The 25,266-nt window shown below is 37.0% G+C and carries 21 protein-coding genes and 1 other annotated feature; of the genes, 3 read left to right on the top strand and 18 right to left on the bottom strand.

What is annotated here, in order from left to right; all coding sequences use genetic code 11:
• Positions 1–65: 65 nt before the first annotated feature.
• Genes AA0X71_RS10590 through AA0X71_RS10575 form a run of 4 tightly spaced genes read right to left on the bottom strand, consistent with a single transcriptional unit; the run spans position 66 to position 4,097 of the window.
• Positions 66–1,157 carry a GerAB/ArcD/ProY family transporter gene (locus AA0X71_RS10590; RefSeq protein ID WP_413361892.1) on the bottom strand — a complete coding sequence of 364 codons (1,092 nt, stop codon included), beginning with the start codon at positions 1,155–1,157 and terminating at the stop codon, positions 66–68.
• On the bottom strand, positions 1,154–1,375 hold the full coding sequence (locus tag AA0X71_RS10585; RefSeq protein WP_413361890.1) for a hypothetical protein: 222 nt from the start codon (positions 1,373–1,375) through the stop codon (positions 1,154–1,156). The genes AA0X71_RS10590 and AA0X71_RS10585 overlap by 4 nt, the downstream gene beginning before the upstream one ends.
• Entirely contained in the window at positions 1,375–2,532 is a 1,158-nt protein-coding gene (locus tag AA0X71_RS10580) for a Ger(x)C family spore germination protein (protein WP_413361888.1), read from the bottom strand. The genes AA0X71_RS10585 and AA0X71_RS10580 overlap by 1 nt, the downstream gene beginning before the upstream one ends.
• A 23-nt stretch (positions 2,533–2,555) precedes the next feature.
• Entirely contained in the window at positions 2,556–4,097 is a 1,542-nt protein-coding gene (locus AA0X71_RS10575) for a spore germination protein (RefSeq protein WP_413361886.1), read from the bottom strand.
• Between the two features lie 165 nt (positions 4,098–4,262).
• Here AA0X71_RS10575 and AA0X71_RS10570 point away from each other — a divergent pair, with 165 nt between their 5' ends.
• On the top strand, positions 4,263–5,060 hold the full coding sequence (locus tag AA0X71_RS10570) for a formate/nitrite transporter family protein (RefSeq protein WP_413362553.1): 798 nt from the start codon (positions 4,263–4,265) through the stop codon (positions 5,058–5,060).
• Positions 5,061–5,147: 87 nt separating this feature from the next.
• Complete coding sequence (locus AA0X71_RS10565) at positions 5,148–5,345, top strand: small, acid-soluble spore protein, alpha/beta type (RefSeq protein ID WP_413361884.1); 198 nt, start codon at positions 5,148–5,150, stop codon at positions 5,343–5,345.
• Between the two features lie 47 nt (positions 5,346–5,392).
• Here AA0X71_RS10565 and AA0X71_RS10560 read toward each other — a convergent pair whose 3' ends face one another.
• A complete protein-coding gene (locus tag AA0X71_RS10560) occupies positions 5,393–7,501 on the bottom strand; it encodes a peptidoglycan D,D-transpeptidase FtsI family protein (protein WP_413361882.1) in 2,109 nt (702 codons plus the stop codon).
• A gap of 217 nt (positions 7,502–7,718) precedes the next feature.
• On the opposite strand from AA0X71_RS10560, the gene AA0X71_RS10555 reads away from it, so the two are divergent.
• Positions 7,719–9,806, top strand: a complete 2,088-nt coding sequence (locus AA0X71_RS10555; RefSeq protein WP_413361880.1) for a hypothetical protein — start codon at positions 7,719–7,721, stop codon at positions 9,804–9,806.
• A 23-nt stretch (positions 9,807–9,829) separates the two neighbouring features.
• Here the strand turns inward: AA0X71_RS10555 and AA0X71_RS10550 are convergent, their stop codons facing one another.
• The 13 genes from AA0X71_RS10550 to AA0X71_RS10490 form a co-directional block, all read right to left on the bottom strand.
• A complete protein-coding gene (locus tag AA0X71_RS10550) occupies positions 9,830–11,077 on the bottom strand; it encodes a glutamate-5-semialdehyde dehydrogenase (RefSeq protein ID WP_413361878.1) in 1,248 nt (415 codons plus the stop codon).
• A complete protein-coding gene (gene proB, locus AA0X71_RS10545; protein WP_413361876.1) occupies positions 11,070–12,194 on the bottom strand; it encodes a glutamate 5-kinase in 1,125 nt (374 codons plus the stop codon). The genes AA0X71_RS10550 and proB overlap by 8 nt, the downstream gene beginning before the upstream one ends.
• Before the next feature lie 51 nt (positions 12,195–12,245).
• Positions 12,246–12,461, bottom strand: a binding site (T-box leader).
• A gap of 29 nt (positions 12,462–12,490) precedes the next feature.
• Complete coding sequence (locus AA0X71_RS10540; RefSeq protein WP_413361874.1) at positions 12,491–14,146, bottom strand: hypothetical protein; 1,656 nt, start codon at positions 14,144–14,146, stop codon at positions 12,491–12,493.
• Entirely contained in the window at positions 14,143–14,943 is an 801-nt protein-coding gene (locus AA0X71_RS10535; protein WP_413361872.1) for an ABC transporter ATP-binding protein, read from the bottom strand. Before AA0X71_RS10535 ends, AA0X71_RS10540 begins: the two co-directional genes overlap by 4 nt.
• An 81-nt stretch (positions 14,944–15,024) precedes the next feature.
• Positions 15,025–15,696: a GNAT family N-acetyltransferase gene (locus tag AA0X71_RS10530; protein WP_413361870.1), complete on the bottom strand. Its 672-nt coding sequence runs from the start codon at positions 15,694–15,696 to the stop codon at positions 15,025–15,027.
• Positions 15,686–16,573 carry a carbon-nitrogen hydrolase family protein gene (locus AA0X71_RS10525; protein ID WP_413362551.1) on the bottom strand — a complete coding sequence of 296 codons (888 nt, stop codon included), beginning with the start codon at positions 16,571–16,573 and terminating at the stop codon, positions 15,686–15,688. The genes AA0X71_RS10530 and AA0X71_RS10525 overlap by 11 nt, the downstream gene beginning before the upstream one ends.
• Positions 16,574–16,640: 67 nt before the next feature.
• Positions 16,641–18,359, bottom strand: a complete 1,719-nt coding sequence (locus tag AA0X71_RS10520; RefSeq protein ID WP_413361868.1) for an ABC transporter ATP-binding protein — start codon at positions 18,357–18,359, stop codon at positions 16,641–16,643.
• 201 nt (positions 18,360–18,560) lie between these two features.
• The gene (locus tag AA0X71_RS10515) at positions 18,561–18,860 is read right to left on the bottom strand and encodes a zf-HC2 domain-containing protein (protein WP_413361866.1); all 300 of its coding nucleotides are present in this window, start codon (positions 18,858–18,860) and stop codon (positions 18,561–18,563) included.
• On the bottom strand, positions 18,850–19,374 hold the full coding sequence (locus AA0X71_RS10510) for an RNA polymerase sigma factor (RefSeq protein WP_413361864.1): 525 nt from the start codon (positions 19,372–19,374) through the stop codon (positions 18,850–18,852). Before AA0X71_RS10510 ends, AA0X71_RS10515 begins: the two co-directional genes overlap by 11 nt.
• Positions 19,375–19,638 (bottom strand): zf-HC2 domain-containing protein, encoded by a 264-nt coding sequence (locus AA0X71_RS10505; RefSeq protein ID WP_413361862.1) that lies wholly within the window; start codon positions 19,636–19,638, stop codon positions 19,375–19,377.
• Positions 19,631–21,586 carry a hypothetical protein gene (locus AA0X71_RS10500; RefSeq protein ID WP_413361860.1) on the bottom strand — a complete coding sequence of 652 codons (1,956 nt, stop codon included), beginning with the start codon at positions 21,584–21,586 and terminating at the stop codon, positions 19,631–19,633. The genes AA0X71_RS10505 and AA0X71_RS10500 overlap by 8 nt, the downstream gene beginning before the upstream one ends.
• Positions 21,587–21,707: 121 nt before the next feature.
• Complete coding sequence (locus AA0X71_RS10495; protein ID WP_413361858.1) at positions 21,708–23,615, bottom strand: beta-propeller domain-containing protein; 1,908 nt, start codon at positions 23,613–23,615, stop codon at positions 21,708–21,710.
• 542 nt (positions 23,616–24,157) lie between these two features.
• Complete coding sequence (locus AA0X71_RS10490) at positions 24,158–25,252, bottom strand: acyl-CoA dehydrogenase family protein (RefSeq protein WP_413361856.1); 1,095 nt, start codon at positions 25,250–25,252, stop codon at positions 24,158–24,160.
• Positions 25,253–25,266: the final 14 nt, after the last annotated feature.

Raw genomic sequence — 25,266 nt, 5'->3', positions numbered from 1 at the left:
AAATTATATAGATTAATTATGGACTTAAGTAAGGAATCGCTTTGATTAATGGAAAAAACAGAGGACTAACCCTCTGCCTTTTTCTTCCCTTTTAGCTGTTTTCTTTTTAAAAGGATAAAGACCATCACAATACAACTTTCTAGTAGGAGCCCTTTTGTTGGCCAAGTGAAGAATGAGTATTCTATGGAATCAAGATTATTGTTAAATAAATGAATCGTTAACCCTAACAATAAAGCCAGTGGTACTAAGCTAAGATCAGAGTCTGTCCTTCTAAACACATTCATTAATTTATTGATGCAAAACATTAATAACGAAAGTTTGCAGAGCATCGTGGGAATCCACACTACTTCAATGACCAAATCTAAACGGTCAAGAAAATCAGTTAGGTTAATCTGTTGAATTAAGGCGATATTTGGATAGGTGGCCTCTGAAGAAACTGCAACTCCAAGAACAGTAATATTTAATACAATGAGAATGAATAGCAGTAAAAAACCAACGCTTGTGCCTATCATTCCTGCCTTTTTCAAATGTTCAATGGGATTAAGGAAAACAAATAAAAAAACAATAATAATGGCTTCCATCATCCATGGAAAGAAAATATAAGTCGATTTTAAGATTTCGGGAACGGAGTTTACACCACCTAATGGTAAAAGATTAGGCAGTTGAATCTCATTTAAGAGCATGAATGGCAAAGCGATAACCACTGCTGAAATGGTAATAAAATGAATGACGGTTATTCTTGAAATCACCTCAACTCCTGTTAAACTAATATAAATTAATGTGATTGTTGTCAATAAAGCGATAATTTCGATTGGTGTATCAGGTAATAAAACACCATCTATAAAACTGTTAAAGGCACGAAAATCTCGGATAAACATAAATAAAATGAAGATAAAGAAGAGGACTAGAAAAGTGTTCTGAAGCCACGTTTTTTTATCAGAATTAAACAGCCCTCTCATTTTCTTTAATTTCTCCGTATTTCTACAAAGTAAGAAAATAAAGATTATTGTGAGAAAATAAGTGATCGGGACAACGATCCACGTATTTTGCTTGGAAATTTCAATCATGATTTGTGGTAATGAAATAAGTGTTCCTGAAAAAATAAAATTTCCAACCAGACAGGCGATTTGAAAGGTAGAAAGTTGTTGTCTAATCATATTTTTATCACGTGCTTAGTTACTTCGCCTAATGTTTGGTTAAAAAACGCCGTGAGTCGCTCAATTGGAACTTCCACTAAAATGAGAATAGCCATTGTGATGGATAAAAATGAGAAGAAAAAGAATGCGCGGCGTTCTTTTTTATCCTTCAGAATCTCCTTCCGAAGTCTTATAAAATAAATCGTTAAACAGAGAACAATTATTAAAAGTATCCGCATTACTTTGCCTCCCTTATTTTAATTCCTTTATTGTTCACTCTTGTAATTTCTGCATTTACAACAACATGGACTTTTAACTCCGGTAGAAGGTCCCTCCATTGCTCTGCCAAATGTTTTTCCCAAAGAATATTATCTGTTCTGTATATATACAATCCCAATCCGTAAGGGTCAATCCCTTCTGATTTCGCGTGATCGATAATTCCTTCGACTTGTTTACTTATTTGGTCTGCAAATTTAGTTGTTGCCATTCTATAAACTTCTGTATCTTCTAAATCAAGCTCCGCTTCATTTTGTAAAAGTATTCCATCTACATAAAGATTAATGGTAAACTCCGGAATGTGATTGTGTACCTGGTAGCTTGGTTTAATTTTATAATCGCGAATGATTAAATTTAGTTCGGAATCTTTGTCAATTGTCACAGTGACATCCTTTTGCCTCATTCTATTATTTATCCAATAAACCCCAGTCGTTTCATTCTCATTTGTTATAAAGTTTAAGGCATCATCCTTCATAATCCCGACTGAGTCCAGCTGAATTTCCTTCCTTTCGTCATTCCCTTTATTTTGTGTTTTTACTGTTTTAACGACAGGAATAACAGGGTCCTTTCCAGGAAGATGCAAATCATTAAGAACATCACGAGTATCGATATTTAATGTTGTTTTTGCCATCTCCCTTACCGCTTCTGAAGGAAGTTGTTCAAAATGGGGTGATGCCGTTAAAATATCAATGGCTTCACCTTTGGCAATGAGCAAAAAAGTAGATAAACGAGATTCTGGATGTTCTAATATATAGTTTAATGAGCGCTCAATTCCCCCTGATGCGACCTCTTCACCAAAGATAAAAACACGTCGATGGGCTAAAAATAACTCACGTGATACTCGTTTTTGCAGATTATCATCAGCCTCTCTTATATTTCTCCCTTTTCCTGAATCAACATAAAATGGAGAACTCCCACTAGTTCCTCCACCACCTCCACCTGGACCCCCCATTGCACTTGGCAAAGGAGTCTGGACAGAAATACGAAAGTCATTTTCCCCTTCTTTGTCAAACCCGGTTGCAATGACGAAAGCTAAATCATTTACTTCCTTACGGTCCCAGCATCCGCTTAAAAAGAATACACAAATGAACAATATGATTACTTGCCAACTCTTTTTCATCCGGTTACACCTCTAATGTAGAACTACTCATTATTCATTGGGGATGGTCTTAAATGATCAGATTGCCTTTTAACATTCTCTCCTATAGTCTGAGTAGGACGTCTATCCATCGCCCACCATGGCGCACGTATGAATACATCCTTTAACTCTTTCCAATTTAATGGACCTAGTGGAGAAAAATATGGAACTCCAAATGAGCGAAGCTTACATAAATGGGTGACGATCATGATGGAACCAATTGAAATACCAAACAATCCAAAAAGGCCGGCAAGAACCATCATAGGAAATCGGAGCATACGAACCGTTATAGCTAGATTGAATTTAGGTATCGTGAATGAAGCGATACCTGTTAGACTAACAATGATTACCATCGGAGCAGATACAATTCCTGCCTCAACAGCAGCCTGACCAATGACAAGAGCACCGAGAATACTGACTGCTTGTCCAATCACTTTAGGTAAACGTAAACCTGCTTCACGTAACGATTCAAAGGCTATCTCCATAATCATTGCTTCAACAAACGCCGGGAATGGAATTGACTCCCTGCTGGCGGCAATACTATATAATAAATTGGTTGGGATCATTTCTTGATGATAGGTCGTAACCGCAATATAAATAGCCGGGAGCATTAAGGCTAAAAAGATCATCAGTATCCGTAAAGCTCTAATAAAAACGGAAATATGAAAGCGATGATAGTAATCCTCATTTGCCTGTAATAGTTGCCAAAAGGTGGTCGGCAATATTAAAGTAAACGGGCTTCCGTTCACAAGAATAACCACTCTTCCTTCTAAAAGATTCCCCGCTACTGTATCTGGCCGTTCCGTATTTTGAAGTTGAGGAAAAAGACTTCTTGGTTCATCTTCAATTAATTCTTCTATATATCCACTTTCTAGAATGGCATCAATATTGATTCGGTCAAGGCGCGCTTGGACTTCTGTTACTAAATCTGGTGAAGCGAGGTTATCTAGATACATTATGCCTATAATTGTTCTTGTCTCTGTTCCGATTTCTTTCGTTATCAATTTGAGATGACTTGATCTAATTTTCTGTCTAATTAAAGCAATATTCACAGCAATACTTTCTGTAAAACCTTCTCTTGGACCACGAACCGTTGTCTCCGTCTCAGGTTCAGCAACCGCCCTTCGCTCGCCACCTTTTGCATTTAAAATGAGGGCCTTTTCGATTCCATCAACCAATAGCACCGTGTTAGCATCTAATACTTGCTTTACAATCTCATCTAATTTATCTGATTCCACCACATCACTAATCGAAACGATTTTTTGTTGGATATAATCTGCGCTTAAATCTTCTATGTTCGTTTCAGATAATAACTCATGCAAAGCGTTAAACTGGATACTTGTATTGTCAATTAATCCGTCAATAAAAATTATGTAAGCGGTTCTTTCTTTAACTTTTAAAGGACGAAATTTCACATCTGAACAGTCAGCAAATATTGATTTAAGAAGGTCAATATTGTCGCTAAGTTGTTCGGCAACTTTCTCCTCAATTTGATTCTGTATTTCTATGCTCTCTTTTAGTTTTTTTGGTTTTTTCAAACGGCGCACAAACTCCCCTCCCCAAATAAAAAGATTAAACTATCCATTTTTTCATAATATCCCCAATACTTCCTTTTCTATGAAGACAGAATATTTTTGTAGCAAATAAACTACATATTTCTTCATGACAAACAAAAAATAGGATATAACATTTTGTCAGAATGGATGGTCTTGATGGAAGTAAAGCCGTTATTAGAGGTAGAAAAATTAGCGTTAAAAAAACAGAAATATTACCAAATTAATCCGATTCATTATATATTAAGAGCTGCATTAGCCAGTATGTTTATTGGGTTCGGAGTCATCGTTGCCTTTAAAACAGGGGGATATTTTTATAATGAACATTCACCTGTTGCTTATCCAATGGCTGCTTTCACATTTGGGGCCGCGATCATTTTAATTGCTTATGGAGGAGGAGATTTATTTACAGGCAATACATTTTACTTTACCTTCGCTGCTTTACGTAAAAAAATGAAGTGGGTAGATGTCGCCATTCTTTTGATATGGAGTTATATCGGAAATATCATTGGAGCTACTATGTTTGCCTTGCTGATTTTCACGACTCAGCTATACGCTGAATCATCAGTAAACGCTTATTTACTTGATGTTGTAGAGAAAAAGATGCATATCCCTACAACCGAGTTATTTTTTCGTGGGATTCTTTGTAATTGGCTTGTATGTCTTGCCTTTTTTATTCCGATGACGTTAAAGCAGGATGGAGCAAAGTTATTTGTTATGATTTTGTTCGTCTTCTGTTTTTTCATTTCTGGCTATGAACATAGCATTGCCAATATGTGTACATTTGCGATTGCGCTCGTATTGAATCACCCAGGAACGATTTCTTTTGGTGGGGTCATTCATAATTTGGTACCTGTTACAATAGGGAATTTAATCGGAGGAAGTGTATTAATGGCCTTCATGTATTACTATGTCAATAAACCCTTCCTTAATGAAACTACTGAGGATGAGGCCTGAGACCATTTGAATATTATTAAATCATCACGGAAACATTAAGAATGGGCAATATTTCATTGCTCAAATCATGCAAGGGAGTGATGTATCATGGCAAGAAACAAACTTTTGGTTCCTGGTTCTGAAAATGTTCTTAACCAAATGAAAGAGGAAATCGCCAATGAGTTTGGGGTACAGCTTGGTGCAGATACGACCGCGCGTGCAAATGGATCAGTTGGGGGAGAAATGACGAAACGACTCGTCCGACTCGGTCAACAACAATTGCAACAAAATAATGAGCATCATTAAACAAGCAATCGGAGGTACTAAAATAGTGCCTCCGATACATAAAAGGTTTAATTTGAGTTTACAGTTTGTAACTTCTCTTCTTCACGTTGTTTCTTTAAGTTAAAATAAGCGTCTAGTGCATCTTCACCAATGGTAAGATTTGCTTGGTGACCACTTGAACCAGTATAAGCCCAAGGGACAATGACTGCAATTGCTACCTCTGGATTATTATAAGGGGCATAGCCAACAAAGCTTAAATTCATAACACTAGGTGGCTCATCGTAGTTCTTTCGATCTGGTCCATCATAAAAGGCCTGTGCCGTACCTGTCTTACCTGCAGGTAAATATTCTTTACCAGCAAAAAATTTACTAGCCGTACCTGAGGTTGTAACTTGACGGAATCCATTTTGCACCGTTTCCATCCAGCCTGGTTCTAAATCTAAACGATTCAATATTTTTGGTTGAATTTCTTCAAATAAAGGACCTAGCTTATCTTCTTCCATAACCGGCTCTCGAATTTCCTTCACCAGTCGAGCTTGAACACGATTTCCTCCATTGGCAATCGTTGAAACGTATTGAGCAAGCTGCATCGGAGTATACGTATCGTATTGTCCAATTGATAAGTCTAAAAGGAAACCTGGTTTAGTGGCTTCTCCTTTAAAACCAATTTGTTCATTTGGAAGATCAATCCCAGTTCGTGTCCCTAAACCAAATTGGCTAAAAGACTGTCTCATCGTATCAAATGCGGCAGGACTAATTCTTAACGGCTGATTGTATTCATACCTTGCTCCCGCCATCCTGATAGCTGTGTGGAACATATAAACGTTTGAAGATACTCTTAAAGCTCCTACCGGATCAAGTGTTCCTAAATTATTACTGTAGGAACCTTTTAAAGGGGTATCTTTAATTTTAATGGGCGTATCACGAATATACGTATTTGGTGTAATAGCGCCAGTTTGAAATCCCGTTAATATGGTGGCTCCTTTCACAGATGAACCGACATTATAGGATGTTGTGATCGTTCCTGCAGCAAAATCTTGCATTTCCATTTTCCCTGTTTCTTCATTTTTAACAAGTTGTTTCCCTGCCATCGAAAGGACTTCTCCCGTATTAGGATCCATCATCACCACAAAGGCCCTGTCGAGAAAACCAGTTCTCGCAGTTTGCTTCGCTTTAGTTAAATTTTCACTGATAATGTTCTCAACTTCTAGCTGCAAATCCATATCAATCGATAATACAAGATCTTTTCCTCTTTGACCTTCTGATACTACTTCTGTACTCAACGTATTTCCTGCTTTATCCGTGATATTTTTGATTTTTGATTTTTGTCCGTGCAAAACATCTTCATATTGTGCCTCGAGATAGCTTTTCCCCACGCGATCGTTTAGACTATAATCCCTTGCTAGGAAATAGTCTAGTCGCTCCTTCGGCAATCCTTCGTTCGTATTGGTAACCCCACCTAGAATCGTTCTTAACGTTTTATCAAATGAATAAGTCCGATCCCAATCTGTCGTTGTATCGACTCCAGGTAAATATTGAAGATTTTCGCTCACAATCGCAAATTCCTCGTCGGTTACTCCTTCATTTTTAACAATTTGTGGTGTTAAGGCGTAGCCGCTGCTAAAGATTGCATAAATGCCAATAATTTCGAGATCTTGTTCTGTTAATTCAGCTAGGTCTTCTTCAGTTATCCTCTCTAACTTTAGGTCATATACCTTTTTGTCATATTCCTTCTGATCAAGTTCATCCTTAAGTTTTTCACGTTCCTCGTCAGGGACTTTTTCATCGCCTCGTTCAGGGTTTTTTGTCAGCCAATAATCCTTTTTATCTCGTTCCTGCACTCTTTTTGGCTCAAAGTCAATGAGTAAAGCAAGCTTATCTGCTACCTCAAGCATTTCTTTCGCACTTACCCCATAATTCGTATATGTAATGGCATTTTTCGGAGTATTATCTACAATAATGGCTCCATTTCGATCAAACATTCTACCACGGGGCACGGATTGACTGACGATAACATCTTCTGTTTTTTCGATTTCTCTCTTATAATCTTCTCCTTGAACAATTTGAACGACTCCCAATCGTAATACAAGTAATGAAAACAAGGCAAAAACGGCAAAAAATAAGAGATTAACACGGAAGGGAGCATTGGATTTCTTTTTCTTTTTTTCCGGAAACATATGAGACCTCCTCTCCAAACACTCTTCTCTATATTAGACTAAAAATATATGGAAAAAGTTTCTTTTTTTGAATTTTTGTAATAAGAATAATTCATTATGTATGATAAAAGAAGGATTCAATTCAATGGAGATTTATCACAAAATAGGCGAGAGCACACGGAATAGCCAAAGATGAATATACTATCACAACTCTAACTTATTGGAGCTGTGATATTCAATGGAACTACCAAAACTTTTAGCAGGACCGATTATTCGCAGAGTTGAGCCTACAAAAGCGTATATATGGATTGCCATGAGCGAGTCCTATGAAATAGTTGGCGAATTATTTGAGATCAAGCATACTTCCTTTCAATTCGAATATAAATATGAGCCAGTCTCGATTTACACGAAAGTTAATTCAATGAAACTCGGTAAGAATCTATATATTTATTTGATTGAACTCTCACCTAGGACTGGTCTGTTCCCATTGGAACAATTATTCGGTTATAATCTTCATTTTACTCGTCCTGATGAAACCTTTGATTTAGGAAGTTTAGGCTTACTTTCATCGAAAAATGAGCTTTCTATCACATATCATCATGTAAATTATCCTACTTTTTTTCTCACGCATCAACATAAGAAAATATTATTTGGTTCATGTCGGAAACTTCATGGGAAAGGCAAAGATGCGTTAGAGAGTGGTGACATGAAGCTGAAAGAAACCTATTTTGATAAAAAGAACAGACCTAGCTCACTATTTTTAATTGGGGATCAAATTTACGCAGATGATGTAGCCGATCCCATCATGCCTTTCATTTCTGATGTAGCATCGGAACTAACAAACCATCTAGAAAATGTAACGAATATAGATGACCGACTAAAGACCGCGCACTTTAAGAAAGCACTCAAACAAGTTCACGGCAGACAATTTATAATAGAGAATTTTTGTAAGTTTACATCGAGTAAAGGGCATAATCATTTACTAACCTTCGGAGAATTTGCAGCGATGTATCTGTTAAGCTTAAGTCCAGAAATATGGAAAGTGGCAAATGAAGAGCAACTGATCCCTTCCTTTGACGAACTCGTAAAGAAAGAGAGATATTATTTTATTTATGCGAAAGAAAATGGCTATGAGGAGGAACATGCTAGAGAGTTCCTTGACCAAAAAAGACAGTACGATAAACAGTTAGAGGAAATAATAAGGTTCCAACAATCATTACCAAAGATTCGAAGATTATTAGCCAATATCCCCACCTATATGATCTTTGATGACCATGATATTACAGACGATTGGAATATTTCCTTAGAGTGGAGTGAAAATGTAAAACACACTAATTTAGGTAAACATGTCATCGCCAACGGTTTAACAGCTTTTTTTGCCTTCCAAGGATGGGGCAATGATCCAGAACAGTATGACCATCGATTTACGTTTCATATTGAGCAGTATTTAAACACTCTTCAACATCACACAGTTACGTACCAATACTGGATAGAGATGATCCTTCAATTTGATAAATGGTCTTTTTTAGCACCAACTAATCCATTGGCTTTATTCCTAGATACCCGAACGAAACGATCCTATGACCTCACACCGAAACCAGTCCAACCTTTAAAAGCCTCAAAGGAAATGACAACTGGACCACGACTAATCAATGATGAAGGTTGGGATATACTTTCTCAACAACTTCAAGAAAGTGGATGGAAAAGTAACAGCCCTCTTATCTTAGTCTCTCCTGTTCCATTTTATGGTATCAGATTATTAGAAAGGTTACTATTCAGTTTTGTCATGCCACTAAAAAGTTTCCTCCTCCCCGTACAAACTGCCTTTGATTTGGAACTTTGGAGATTCAATGGGAAAGGTTTTTATGAATTCCATCGGCGCATTGCACAATGGAATCCTAATCAATGTATCATATTATCTGGAGATACTCATATTGCTTCAGCTTTAAAGACGAAGGTAAATTTTGAGGACGAACAAACTAGATATGTACATCAATTGACAAGTAGTCCACTTAAAAATGAAAGCTTTTCTACTTTGTCCAAATTCTTTTTACAACGGATTCTGAAGGGTTATCATTTATTAAAAGGAAAGAATGAACTCCACCGCTCATGTGACTCCACCTTTAATCTCCTCTATCATCAAAAAAATTCTTCTAAGGGAAAGTCATACTTGTGGAAAGAGTTCATTCAGCCGTACACATTATCGAACAATGCCATCGTGGAAATGGACAGCAATTTAGGGTTTCTTTCGCTAGAAGATCACCGTCTAGAATTACAGTTATTACAGAATAAAGGTACGAACATGAAGGAAAAATCCTTCAAATAGTTGATTTGTAGTCAACGACTACTTTACTCTCTTATTTGCCCAGTACCATAAATATAATACTTGCTTGATGTTAGCGCTTCGAGTCCCATTGGGCCTCGAGCGTGTAATTTTTGCGTACTAATCCCAATTTCTGCTCCATAGCCGAATTCAAAGCCATCGGTAAATCGAGTAGAAGCATTATGATACACTGCTGCTGCATCCACTTTCATCATAAAGGCTTTAGCATTTTCAATTGTTTCTGTCACAATCGATTCAGAGTGCTTTGTCCCATATTGATTAATATGTTCGATCGCCTCATGCACATCACCAACCACTTTCACACTGATTTTAAGTGCTAAATACTCCGTTGCCCAATCCTCCTCGTTAGCTTCCTTTGAATCGCCATAAAGTTGAACGACTCTTTCATCTCCAAAAATTTCTACCCCGTGTTTTGATAATGCAGTTAGTAATTTGAAACCGTAATGTTCAAACCACTTTTCGTGAATCAGTACGGTCTCGATGGAATTGCAGACAGATGGACGTTGCGTTTTTGCATTTAAAATAATACTCTCAGCCATCTCATACTTTCCTGACTCATCTACATAGACATGACAATTCCCTGCCCCAGTTTCTAATACCGGTACGGTAGACTCTCGTACAACCGTATCAATTAACGCCTTACCACCTCGGGGAATAAGTACGTCTAAATAGTCATTTAAGGTGAACAATTCCTTCGCCGTTTCTCTACTTGTATCCTCAATCAGTTGTACAGCATCAAGAGGAATAATGGTTTCTTCAAGTGCTTGATGAATAATTTGAACGAGAGCTTTATTTGAATAATAGGCCGAGGAACTTCCCCGAAGAATAACGGCATTACCTGTTTTTAAAGATAAAGTGGCGGCATCAATGGTCACATTCGGACGAGCCTCATAGATCATGCCAATTACTCCGATTGGGACTCGATTTTTTTTAATCAATACACCATTATCTTTCTCGATTGTTTCGAGATTGTCTCCAATTGGATCCTTTAACTGAACTAATAGCTTTATCGCCTCTGCCATATCCTCAATTCGTTTCGTATTAAGCATGATTCGATCAAGTACATTGTCAGATAAACCTTTTGCCTTACCAGTGTGTAAATCCTTTTGATTTTCTGCAATTAGCTGCTCTTTTTCAAGGATTAATTTTTTAGCAATTTTTAATAAAGCTCCATTTTTTTCCTCAGTAGTGACTCCCACTAATTGATAACTAGCTGCTTTTGCTTTTTGACCTTTTAAAATAACCTCACTCATGTTCATCTCTCCCTTCATATAATTGAACCCATTGGTCCCGATGGATCACTTCATTTGTCGTATATATTTTTTCTGACTGGATTTCTTCCTTCCCTTTCCCCATCAGTTTGCGTATTTCATCAGAAGAATATAAAACCTCTCCTTTTCCTAAAAGGCCCCTTCGTCCATATACTTCAACAACATTTCCTTTATCAAATACTCCATCCACTCCATAAATTCCTGCAGGGAGAAGACTACTTCCATGTGAAAGTAGAGCTTCTTCCGCACCTTGATCAATAAATAATTTCCCTGCTATTGGCGAATGTAGAGAAATCCATTGTTTATGATTCTTCACAGTCGATAGGAATTCCTTACCGATATACGTTCCATCACCATCTCCATTTAGAATGCGAAGGAGTTTATCCTCTCCTTTTCCTAAGCCGATAAATACTTTTACCCCTAATGAGATGGCTGTTTTTGCTGCGAGCAGTTTTGATTTCATCCCTCCGGTTCCAACATTGGAACCAGCCCCTTCCGCTCCCTTTAACATTTCTGCAGTTACGTCTTCTAAAGAGTCAAATCGTTTCGCATCACGGTTTTCTCGAGGATTGCGATCATATAAACCATTAATATCTGTCAAAATAATGAGCTGATCAGCATGCATCATGCCACTGACGAGTGCTGATAGCATATCATTATCGCCAAAGGTGAGTTCCTCAACGGAAACCGAATCGTTTTCATTAATAATGGGAAGGATTCCCCGCGCCAAAAGTTCCGAAATCGTCGAATAAGCATTTCGGTAACGATCTTTTTTTGAAAAGTCATTTCTCGTTAAAAGGATCTGCGCTGGCGTGATCGCAAAAGGGTAGAGCTCTCTTGCATAAGTTTGGATCAATAAACTTTGCCCTACTGCTGCTGCCGCTTGTTTTCCTTTTAATGTCACAGGTCGACTTGGATAACCAAGCTTTGTAAAGCCAGCTGCTACTGCTCCAGATGAAACAAGGATGAGTTCATGCCCAGCCTTCCTGGCAGAAACGATCGCATTCACATGATCGACTAGTTTCGCTTCATCGATCTCCCCTTTTGAATTCGTTAAAGAACTACTTCCAATTTTGATTACGATTCGCTTCTTATCCATTATTGTCTTTACTCCTTTATTTAAAGATCAAAAAACCCTTCCCGCCCTTATAATAAGGACGAAAAGGGTTGAACTTTCCGTGGTACCACCTTGCTTGAATGTAATTACATTCCACTTAAACTCATAACGCTGAAGATTGCGCCTATGTTTGCATAGGACTCTAAAGGTAGGTTCCGCAAAGCTTTAAGTGATGGAATCTCTCAGCTCATAAATTCCACTCTCTAACACTTCAACATACTGCGTACTATTCCTTCATTTAACGTTCAATATTTTTATATATTATGCCGGGTTCAGTGTCAGATGTCAAGAGGATGTTGTTTACCTAGAACTTTACTTCGGGATCGGAAAGGGTTTGCCCATATTAAAACCTGAACAAAAATTAATATGACTGTATAGAGCCATGCTCCCCACGGGATCAGTAAAGAGATGTAATGAATTCCGCATAATAAGCCAATTAATAACATGAATGGCAACACTTTTAACCCCATTTCCTTTTGTGCATCATCAAATGATTCTGAAAAAGGAAGTGATTTCAGTAGAATTTTCATACAAAAATAAGCAAATAAGAGAGAGCTTAATAAGACGATGATTAGATCTGGGATAATTCTTAACCCAAAAATAAAGATAAATATCATACTAACTGACAAAAATACAGGCAAATACAGATTCACAATAAATGCCTTCATCGTACCATGATACAATGCATGCCAATCTTTAATCGGTGCTGCTTTATAGATCCATGCCCCTTTATATTTACCAGAGTACTTGATCATCATCACTGCAGTTGGAATCACGATCGAGCAAAAATAAATCGATAAATACCATTTACTTGAGGCAATCTCCGAAAAAGTATTTATTGTCAATTGATTCATGATAAAAATAAATGGGAAAACAAAAGAGAATCCTAGACTCGGATAAACCTTTAAACGAAACTCCCGTTCATTTTTCATCATCAATTCAGAAAAACGATAAAACGCCTTCTCTTCTTTGCTAAAGCAAAGAATGTTCATAATCCAAAGCTTCCATCTAGATTGTTTTTTACCCTTCGTTCCATGATGATTGGACAGCTTTTGGAGATGCTTTTCAAAGGCTGGCATCATCTTAATATAGATCATTATAGCCATTATCGGTACAAAGAGTGCTAACATCGATAAACCGAAATAAAATGGTGAGTATTGGCCATTTAATAACAATTCAAATGGAGCCCCATACCAGATTGGAGGGATCAAAAACTGCCACCAGCTTGGCACAAAGACAATATCAAGATTCATAATATCAAAGGATCTGGCAATAAATTGATAGCCAACTGCAATCATAATCGATAATCCTATTTGTACATAATTGATGAGATCCTTTAGTTTTTCCCCATCGAAAAATTTAAGGATCGAAAAATAGATCATGGCCGTTATTACAACGATCAGCATATTTATTAAGACAATTTCAAGCAAAAAGATGATCGTAAAAAGAATCCCATGCTTAATTAGACCAGCAATCATACTAGGAAATGTTAAAGCACCCGATAGAAAAAAGAGATAAATGCAGACGTGAATCGTTTTCGCCATACTAATCGTCTTTCGTTCTACTGGCTTTGTTGATAGCACTGTTTTGTCTCGAATATCTAATAATACTGAGGAAAAATCAGAAATCATTGAAGTCATCGTTAAAAACATGACAACTCCTAAAATAATGCTCGCTTGAAAAAGATAATTCTCTCCTAAAATCATAAAGGGAATTAATAGAGCCCCTAATAAAACATACATCCATAATGATTTTAAAAAATGATTTTGATCTGGATTTTTCTTTTTCGATTGGTTAAATATCGTTGGAACTCTTCTTTGGTCCATAAGGAGCTTAACTTGAAGAATTCGCCGCATGACGTCATAATCAATCCCAAACTTAATGAAAATAGACTTGAAAAAATCTAGGAACTTTAATGTTTGAAACTCTCTCATTCTAGTTCACCTTGAATGACACGTACAAATTGTTCGGCAATTCCCTTATGCTCGTGAAAACCAGTCAATTGGTTAAAGATTTCCTCAAGTGTACCTTCTGTATTTTGTGCCTTTAAGTCTTGAAAGCTACCATCTGCCACAATTTTTCCACCATTAAGCAAGATAATACGACTACTAATTTTCTCAACGACATCCATAATGTGTGAAGAATAAAAGACTGTTTTCCCTTGTAGGGCAAGCTGAGATAGAATTTCTTTGAATACCATGACGCTGTTGGCGTCAAGTCCATTAATCGGTTCATCAAAGAAGAGTAGCTCTGGGTTGTGTAATAAACTAGAGATAATCAGAAGCTTTTGTCTCATTCCTTTTGAAAAAGAGGATATTCTCGCATGGTATTGTCCACTTAAACCGAACAAGTCCATCATTTTTTCCGATTTTTGCTCTACTTCTTCAAAGTCAAGTCCATATAACTCACCGATAAAGGTTAAATATTCATACGCGGTTAAGTTATCATACATTTCCGCAATTTCAGGTACATAGCCGATCTTCCGTTTGTAATCTACATTATTGATGATATTTTCGCCAAGTACTTTGATTTCCCCAGAGTAACCTTCTTCTAATCCTAGTAAAATCTTAACGGTAGTACTTTTTCCAGCTCCGTTTGGACCAATATATCCAATGATTTGACCCGCAGTTATTTCTAGATCAATGCCCTTTAATACTTCCTTTGACCCGTAGCTTTTTCGAAGCTCCTTTATGGATAAAACAACTTCACTTTGATGTTCGATTGGAACCACCTACTATTCTATTAATAATGTAATCTTAACATATATTCCCAAATTAAAAAACCTACGGGAATCATCCCCATAGGTTTTCAATCACATTTTTTGGAATGGGTTCTTCCATTCCATTAGAACCCCGTAATGATGTGATTCTTCGTCTTCTAAATAATTTTCGGCTAACGCGATCGGTGTTCTTCCACATTTTAAGAGAAATGATATAACTGGATCTTTTAGCTTTCCTGAGACCACTTCTTCAACATATTGTTGTGGGCTTAAACGGTCTGCAAAGTGGTGATAGCCTGGCATTCTACCGCCACCGAGTAAACGTTCTAGTCCTTTTTGGATCACTAGATGATACATCGCCTGCATCATCATTTTACCTACTCCTAGTTTCCGATATTTAGGACGCACGCTTATGTCAACAATATAAAGGGTGTTCCCATCTGATAAATGCGTTTTGATATAACCGTTATCTGTGATTTCCTCCCATGTATGGCTCGGATGGTTCGGGTCAAAATCAACCAATAAACCAGTTAATGAACCTGCTATTTCCCCATCAATTTCCATACAAATGGCACCTTCAGGAAACAATGTCGTGTGATTCTTTAATTGTTCCTTATTCCACCATAGGTCAGACGGAAATGGTGGAGGAAAACATTCTGATTGGATTTGGATGAGCTCATCAAAATCATTCACATGATAATTCCTGATAACTGCAGGCAGTGTTTTCCCTTCATCAAAGACATAGAAATCACTTCTATAGCTCATTTATTTCATCCTTGCTTGATTTTTCCCAATCGACATATAGATCCGTACGACGATCTCTCCAAGTTGTTACCGCTCCTCTTTCACGAACTTCGTAAAGTAGAGATAAGTCCAGGTCAGCTGTAACAATCATATCATCATTTAATTCACCTTCAACCATAATTCCTTTAGGCGGAAATGGTATATCATTCGGAGTAATAATTGCCGCCTGACCAAAGTTTGCTCTCATAAAGTCAACCGTTGGCAATGAACCAACTGTACCAGTCAACACAACATAGACTTGATTTTCAATCGCTCTCGCGTGACTGGTATAACGGACACGATGGAAACCGTGGCGATCATCTGTACAAGATGGACAGAAAATAACGTCTGCCCCTTTCGCCTTTGCCATCCGAACAATCTCAGGAAATTCAATATCATAACAAGTTAAAATCGCAATTCTACCTTTATCCGTATCAAATACTTTGAAATCTTCACCAGCAGACATATTCCATTCTTCTACTTCTGTTGGTGTAATGTGAAGCTTCGCTTGTTCTCCCACTCTTCCATCGGGATAAAAAAGGTGAGCAACATTATAAAGCTTGCCTCCTTTTTCAATCACATGGGTACCACCAATGATATGCATATTGGTCGTTTTCGCTAATTCCGAAAACAACCTTAGATATAGTTCAGTAAAGCGAGGTAAATCATTTATCGTTAATGGAGTACCATTTTCATCTCCAATAGAAAGTAATTGTGTTGTAAAAAACTCTGGAAAAAGAACAAATTCTGCTCCAAATTCTTGAGCTGTTTTGACATAATGAACACATTGATTGGCAAACTCTTCAAACGAGCTTACTGTTTGAAGTTGGTATTGTACAGCTGAAACACGAAGCTTCACCATAAATTCCCCCTTTAATTTAGTCATTTTGTACTAGCCATTCCATTCCAGCAAATAGAAAAGGGCTTTAACTTTGCTGATATTGTACGCTATGAAGATTGGCAAATATTCCACCCCGTCTAATCAACTCATCGTGGCCGCCTTCTTCAGCAATTCCATCCTCTGTCACGACTACGATGCGATCAGCATTTCGAATCGTTGCCAGTCTATGGGCAATAATTAACGTCGTTCTATTTTGGGCGAGATCATTCAACGCTTTTTGTATAATTAATTCTGTTTCTGTATCCAAAGCAGATGTCGCTTCATCCAAAATGAGGATCGGTGGATTTTTCAAAAACATACGGGCAATCGCAATTCGCTGCTTTTGCCCTCCAGAAAGTTTTAATCCTCGCTCCCCGATTTGTGTTTCATAACCATCAGGAAGAGAATGAATGAAATCCTCTAAATGCGCGCGACGTGCCGCATCTTTAATTTCCTCATCTGTTGCATCAAGCTTACCGTATGCAATATTTTCTTTTAATGTTCCAGTAAATAGGAACACATCCTGTTGCACAATCCCGATATTGGAACGAAGAGAATTCTTCGTCATATCTCGAAGATCGATGCCATCTATTTTAATACTTCCTTCATCGACATCATAGAAACGAGGAATCAAAGAACAAATCGTTGTTTTCCCAGCTCCAGAAGGACCTACAAAAGCGACAGTCTCACCTGATCTTATTTGTAAATTAATGTCCTCCAGTACTTGCTTACTTTGATCATAAGCAAAGCTTACATTTTGCAAAGTGATATCTCCATGTAAATTCCCTACTTCGATAGCATCCTTTTTATCTTGTACTTCTGGGATTGTATCAAGCAGTTCTGTAAAGCGTTTAAATCCAGCCATTCCTTTCGGATAAAGCTCCATTAATGCACTAATTTTGTCAATTGGCTTGAAAAGAACATTGACGTATAGAACAAATCCGACAAGTTCTCCATAGGAGAGCTCTCCTTTAAAGCTCAACCATGCGCCGAAAACTAATACAATTAAAATAAACAAGCGAGTCATCATATACATTCCAGCTGAAGTATAGGACATAACCTTATAGGCGGCTAATTTTGCGATACGAAATCTCTGGTTATTTGTCGTAAATCTAGAAATCTCGAATTTTTCATTTGTAAATGATTGAACCACACGTACTCCAGAAACAGCGTCTTCCACACGAGCATTGATATCTGCGATTTCACCGTACATTCTTTTCCAAGCTTTATTCATATGGATATTACAGTACGTAATTAACCAAATAAGGAATGGTACAACTAAGAAGGTTACAAGCGCTAGTTGGACATTGATCGTGAGCATAATCCAAAAGGCACCGACAAAAGTCATAACCGCGATGAAAGCATCTTCTGGTCCATGATGGGCTAATTCCCCAATATCAAATAAATCATTCGTTACACGACTCATCACATGACCTGTTTTTGTATTGTCAAAAAAGCGAAAAGATTGCTTTTGCACATGTTGGAACAAATCCTGACGCATATCAGTTTCTATATTAATCCCTAGTTTATGTCCCCAGTAGTTCACAATATACTGAAGGAACATGCTCATTAAATAAAGCGCAAGCAACCCTGCACTCACCGATACAATCATCGACCAATTCTCATCAGGTAAAAGATCGTCAATGAACCATTGGACTGCAAGTGGAAATGCCAACTCCAATAAAGCTACTATAATGGCACTGCTAAAATCAAGGGTAAATAATTTCTTATGGGGTTTATAATAAGATATAAAACGACGAATCATGATTGTAAATCCTCTCTGAATAACTTATTTTTTAAATCCGATCTACATGTTAGTAAACTACTAAAATATATCATAACCATGCCAAATGAAAATGTAAATCATTCTAGATTGAAAATTAAATTATATTCTTTCTTTTCAGAACTTTTCACAAATGCAAAAAAAAAGCTCGAGTGCATCAGTTATGTACTCAAGCTTTTATCACTATTTTAACAACTCAATAATGGTGAGCACTACTGTATAAACACCAACAAATAATAAGCTCCCCTTCATAATAAGACGACCATAGTATTTTTTCCAAAGCTTTCTTTGATGGTTATCTAATTCTTCCGACCCCTCATCTGGTACTGCTGTATCGATTTCAATTGGTGTCTTCATTAAATCATATAATTCCCGGCACTCTTTACAACTTTGTAAATGGTTCTTAACTAACTTATTCGTGACCAGTGAGCAATCTCCTTCAACATAAAGCGGCAACAGATCTCTAACTAAGTTACACTTCATTTCTATCATCCTCTTGAATGCTTAAATGGTTTCTCAGTTCAAGCTTTGCTCGATGCAAATTCGTCTTTACCCTGGAAAGTTTCCAGCCCAGAATTTCAGCGATTTCATCGTAGGAAAGATCTTGATATTCTCGTAATATTAAAACTGCTTGGTAATCTTCTTTTAATAAGTGGATGGCACTCATAACTTGTTCTTGTCTCGCTTTTTGGACAATGGCATCTTCAGGGTTTTTGTATGTTTTCTGCTCTAATGAGTAAGTTTCTTCAAGGGAATGTTGACTAAATTTTGTTTCACGACGATACCAATTGATAAAGGTATGATGAGCAATCGTATAAAGCCATGTTTTTATACTCGATTTTCCTTTAAATGTGGCTAATCCATTAAATGCTTTCAAAAATGTGTCTTGGGTTAGATCTTGAGCTAATTCCTTTTTTCGCGTACGTTGGAGTAAATATCGATAAATTTCTTCATAGTAAAGGGCGTATAACTCCTCTAACGTTTTCCAGCCGCTCATTTACCACCAGTACCAAATGGACATCCATATTGAAAGAAAAATAAACAGGCTATACATCATCATCGTCATCATTCGAATTCCCCATATTTTCCCATTCTCTTCATCATCAATTCGTATGTCTTCCCTTTCAACATTTCCTTTATGACATTGGGCACATTTATCCTCATGCTCCCTCATCCAACTCTTTGTTTCTTCCTCTACTTCATCATCCACATACAATTCATACAAATCTTGAAATATTGCACACTCATCTTTTTTATTCATAAAGAGAGACCCACTCTTTCGTTTCTATATCTACTAAGTAGAGGCGATGCTCTGATTGTTTATAAGGTTGAATGACAATTAACCACGCTAATCTTATTTTGTCATTTTCATCTATGACTTCAGTAAGTTTAGCCCTTGACGCATACGGTGTATAATTAAGTTCTTTGGCGACAGTCTCATAGGCTTCTTTACTAGACTCTACTTTCACATTACGATCTACCTTTATATAATAATCAATTCGTTTATCATATGTGAAAAGTGGTTCTCCTTTTGTGTAACCAAATTGATGCACATAGGGAAGTTTCGTATCTACTGGATTCTTTTCTCGCCATTCCCAAAAATTTGATATACGTTCTCGCTTCCAGTGCTCAAACTGCATTTTTTTGCTAACTAGTACTTTAGTTTCTAGCTCCTCAAAATCCACCTGTTGATAATTTTCTAGATTCCCGCCAAAGTACAATACTTCTCCTGTAAGTCCATCTAATTGTATGATGTCATCCTTCGATGTAGAGATATTGATCTCGATCCTTCGATTACTATAACCATATTGTAAACCATCAATAACATAACCCGGCATCTCTTGACCAAGTAGTTGATACCAATCCGACAAGATCTTTTCAATATCGTCTGATGATAATTGTACATCCTTCATACTCTCAATTGGGTACAAGTTTAATCGTTCTTCGAAATGTATAAGTGAATCCTTTTCCCATTTAAAGCTTGTGTTTACAAATTCAAAGCTTTGTTCTTTCTTATCTTCACCTAAAACAGTTCCATCGGTAAACTTCGGAGCCAGTTCAACAAGTACTTGATTATTTTCCTCTGTGACCGTACTGACAATTTGATCGTCATTAAGTAAAGTCCTTCCCATTCTTTTTAATAATTGCTTAGACATCTTCACATATTCTTCATGTGAATGCTTCTGACCCTTCGCTGCTGTTTGGCGCTGGACAAATATAATTTTTCCTGAGATTCCGTCGATATCTACTGCATAGTTTTTTGACTTAAGCCAATATCGATTATGAAAGTCCTGAGTTTCAGGCTGTTGAAATGAAAAATGTTCATCCCCTGTAATTTTCTTTGCGAGTTCTTTTGCTTCCTCTAATTGAACTAAATTGGTGGAATCAAAATATCGTAGTCTCACTTCCGCATCCGTACTAGCAAGAGCTGCATCCCCCAAATTATATATAGGGTTGCATAAAAAAAGAAATAGTACTGCGACACATAGCGAAAACGGACGTTTCAGCTTTTCTAACCACTTGAACTCACTCTTTTTAATGAGGTGATAGGTCATTAACAAGCCCAAGAAGACAAATAAATTGGACAACTCCATGATTTTTACACCTACTAGAAATCCAATTAAACTAACACTCACTACAATGAAATAAAAGGGAACAATTGTAAACCAGCGGGCCTCCCAATAATTTAAAAAGAATAAATAGAGACTTCCAACGACAATCAAAAGGATATTAAAAAATCCTAAAATGTCTGAACGGTTTACATCTCCATTTACGATAAACAAGATGATACTAGTGATTAACTGTAAAGACGGAAGTGTAAGAACAGCAATGTCAAAGGTGTAAAACAATCCTTTCATCTTCTTTTGCTTAAGAGTAACAATATAGTAAAAGCCAATCACGATAATGTAACCAAAGAATAAAAAATGTAAGAATTGCCGTAATGATGGCTGCCGATCATAGTAAACGGCAGTAATTTCAGTGATATTTGCTTGATGTAACATTTCAATTGATAGACCAATTAATAAGACGAACCGTACCGTAAATCCAACATAGGTGGCCAATCTTGTATTATTCCATTTCTGATAAAAAATAATAAGTATTCCGTATATAGCAAGAGCAGTCAGAGACCAGATAATGATCCCTTTGCTAAAATGACTCAAATAAAAATGATTATCAATATATAAAACGAACCTACTAATAAACTCCATCCCTAATCCCCTTCACACATGCTTTATGAGCTCATATTTTTTTAGACAAATGTACTGGGAAAAAAGTTTCAAAAAAGGAAAAAAAGCTCAAATCACATGATTTGAGCTTTTATTATTAGACCTAATTCAGTAATAGTTCGCCTTTTAACTTATAATCCGTTAATGAATGTGAAGTAATTTTTGAATTAGAAAGGACATACAAGGTATCGTCTATATAGAGAAGACGCCTGATTTCATTTTCCCATTCTTCATATGGTTGATTGCCCTTCATATGGCTTATTTCAGACTTTAATCGGAAGCCTTGATTGAGATCTATGTTGTAAACTTGAGCGCCTTGAAAGATGAAATTCTGCTCGAATTCCTTCCCTTTTACCTCTTCATAAATATTAATAGGGAAAGCAAAGAGATTTTTTTCCTGATCAAATAACAATGCTTTATGATCGTAATTTAATGGAGAGTAAGTTCCTCTTCCACCAATCACTTTTGTGAACTTTTCCTTCGGATCTTTCATATCTGAAACATCAAATAAAGATAGCTTTACACCTTCCGTTAAAATTAATGGTTCACTAGAGTCCTTCGAAGGAACTACCTTTGTATCATGACCAAAACCAATTAAATGATTTTCATCATATGGGTGAAGATAATTACTGAATCCGGGAATTTTCAGTTCTCCTAGAACCTCTGGTGCTTCTGGATTGGATGCATCAATGACAAATAAAGGATCCGTTTCTTTAAATGTAACCATATAGATTTTTTCTCCCATAAAACGCGCTGAATAAATTCTTTCTCCTCTTGCTAAATCATCTATCGAGCTAATCTTTTTTAAGTGTTCGTCATATATGAATAGATGGTTTGAAGATGGGTTCTCATCATTCCACGTATTTCCATTTGTTGTGACAACTCGAAAATAACCATTATGTTCATCCATTGAAAATTGGTTTAGAATTGAGCCTTCAATTTCAGTGGAACTATGGAATGTTACGTCCAAATCATTTATGGCATATTTATAAACGGTCGTACTTACTGAATCGACTGGTCCATCCATTAATGGTCTAACAGCCCAATTTTGTAGGGCAAGATACAAATTCCCCTTCGACATATATAACTGATTCCCACCACCTAAATAGGTCGTAATATGAGCTTCTTCTTGCGGAATAGCTAAGTCAAAAGCTGCGATATTGGTATAATTCCCTTCCTTAGATTCAGGGAAAATTTGAATTTCATCATAGTCTACGATGAGGCTTTCAGTACTGACACTGCTATCACTATAGCGTGGTCTTAAATCAACATCTTCATTTTCTCGCAATAACCAATATTGAGGAAATTGATTTGTCACAACATACACTTTGCTATCAATTTTTCGCATGGAAACAATATGTCCTTCTAGAGAAATCGTTCTTTCTTCGATCGGTTTACTAGGGTCCTCGATATTGTATACGAGAGCCTTCGTCATCTCATTGATAGGAGCGATCATGATTTTATTGGCCCCTTCTGTTATCTTCGGCTCTTTCCATTCTTCATGGCTATATCCTACGATTAGTAGTTTAGTATCATGGAGAAACAACTCTGTAGGATAAAAATTATAGGGAAAGGATAGAGAATGGAGTAACTTCATATCATTGCCACCGTTCGTTTCAACGATATTCACTTTCCCATCCACTACTTGAAAAATATGACTGCCATTGCTTTTAACAAGGTCTGCTTCATCGACACCTTGTACTTGAATATTTGTTTCGGAAACATCATAGCTCTCACTACTATTCTCAAATGCTCCACTACTATCTTCTGCGATTGATTGTGATTCTTCTGTCATAAATAGACGAGTTCCTTTTTCATCTCGGATCAATTCTTTAAAATACTGATTCAGCTTTTCTTTTGATGAAATAACAGATGGAGTGTCTGCATTATTGACTTTTGACGGAAGTGCTTCAGCCTGTTGAACGTCGTTATCCCGAGTGATAGAGAAATAAATAGTTGCAGATAGGAGTAAAATAGCCACGCCCGGATAAAAAAACCATTTCCCTTTCATAAAAAACCCTCCTTAAATAGTAAGCGTTAACTTTTATATGGAACAAGAACTAGAATTTGTATATGTAAAAACTGTGTTCACTTTCTTTGACTTCAATAGCATTGGTAAAGTTACATAAATGTTACAAAAATTTCTAGATAGTTTGGCAAACAAAAAAGCTCCTACAAAATGTTGGAAGCTTCGGTTTGTCTAATTTCTAATATAAGACCTTATTTGTTCCAAACCTCTCTCACCCTTAAGCGGAATTTTTCCTGTTATCTCCTTAATGGAGTCCCTTTTAGGGGAAATAACGGAAGATTTTCCGCTTATGGAGAGCAAAATCGTTTATTTTAGCATTTTTTGAGGGAATAGCAGGAATTTTTCCTGTTATTTCGGCTCTTTTTCATGATGCTTGCTCATTAAGCGGAATTTTTCCTGTTATTTTTTCATACCGATACTCCTACTGTTTATACGAACATTTTATCGAACACTTATCCACAAGTCGAGGGAATTTGTAAATTTCTAGAAAACAAAAAAACCGCCTTCGTTCGGCGGTTTTTTGTTCAATTTGATGCAATTGCTTTTTTAGCTAACATTTGTATCGTCATATCATCCATCGGTGGATTATGAAGCCCTGCTCTCACATCTCGATAATAACGTTGAAGAGGATTTTGTTGCGAAAGACTTCTTGCTCCCACAACACGCATAGCTAGATCGACCACATGGAGCGCTTTATTTGTTACTGAATGTTTGACCGCTCCAAGTTCAGCGTTTAATCTCATCCTCTCCTCTTCTGTTGAGGAATCCCATTGCTTGGCAACCGAATAGAGAAAATGTTTTGCCTCCAAGATATTTAGCTCCATTTCTCCGATCCGCTGTTGAACACTAGGGATATCACTAATCGTTCCTGATATACTGTTCGGTGAGTAACTCTTTGCAAAGGTAATAGCGTATTTTTGAGCTGCTTGGGCTATTCCTAAATAACAGGCTGGGATATGTAACATCCAGCCATTAGCCGATTTCTTTCCTGGAACGAAACGCTCGACAAAATCATCACTCTTTACCTCAACACCCTTTAATACAAGGTCATGACTTCCTGTGCCCCGCATCGCAATACTGTCCCAAGTCTCTTCAATGTCAACACCTGGTAGGGAACGTTGAACAAGGAAATTTCCTACTACATCAGAATCCTTTACACTCGCACTGACGATAAAATAGTCCAGTACTGGTGACATCGTTGTAAACGTTTTGCGACCGTTAAGAATCCAGCCATTCTCCGACTTTGTCGCCGTTGTTGTCGGCTTTCCACCTCTTGTTGGACTGCCTGTTTGAGGTTCACTGGCAGCACCATTAAGCAAGGCTCCTTTTTTGACATCTTCCAGTATTCTTTTGTAAATCTCTTCACTCCAGATTCGTTTTTCAGCTAAATTTTTCAATATCCCCATATGCCAGCCGATCGATAAGGCAGTCGCTCCATCACCAATGGCTATTTGTTCCTGCAAACGAACGAGTTCATATAAGGAAATCTCTTCTCCTCCAAATTCTTTTGGAACCGTTAATTGAGTGTATCCTGAAGCTTTTAGCTCTTCAATATTTTCAAAGGGAAAAGCAGCTTCTTCATCTACCTTCGCCGCTCTCGTTAAAAACCGTTCCGACATTTATAGACTCATTC

The organism is Robertmurraya phoenicis (assembly GCF_047302285.1).
Classification (GTDB): Bacteria; Bacillota; Bacilli; order Bacillales; family Cytobacillaceae; genus Robertmurraya.
The sequence above is the reverse complement of the archived record's forward strand: the minus strand, read 5'-3'. Positions and strand labels throughout refer to the sequence as shown.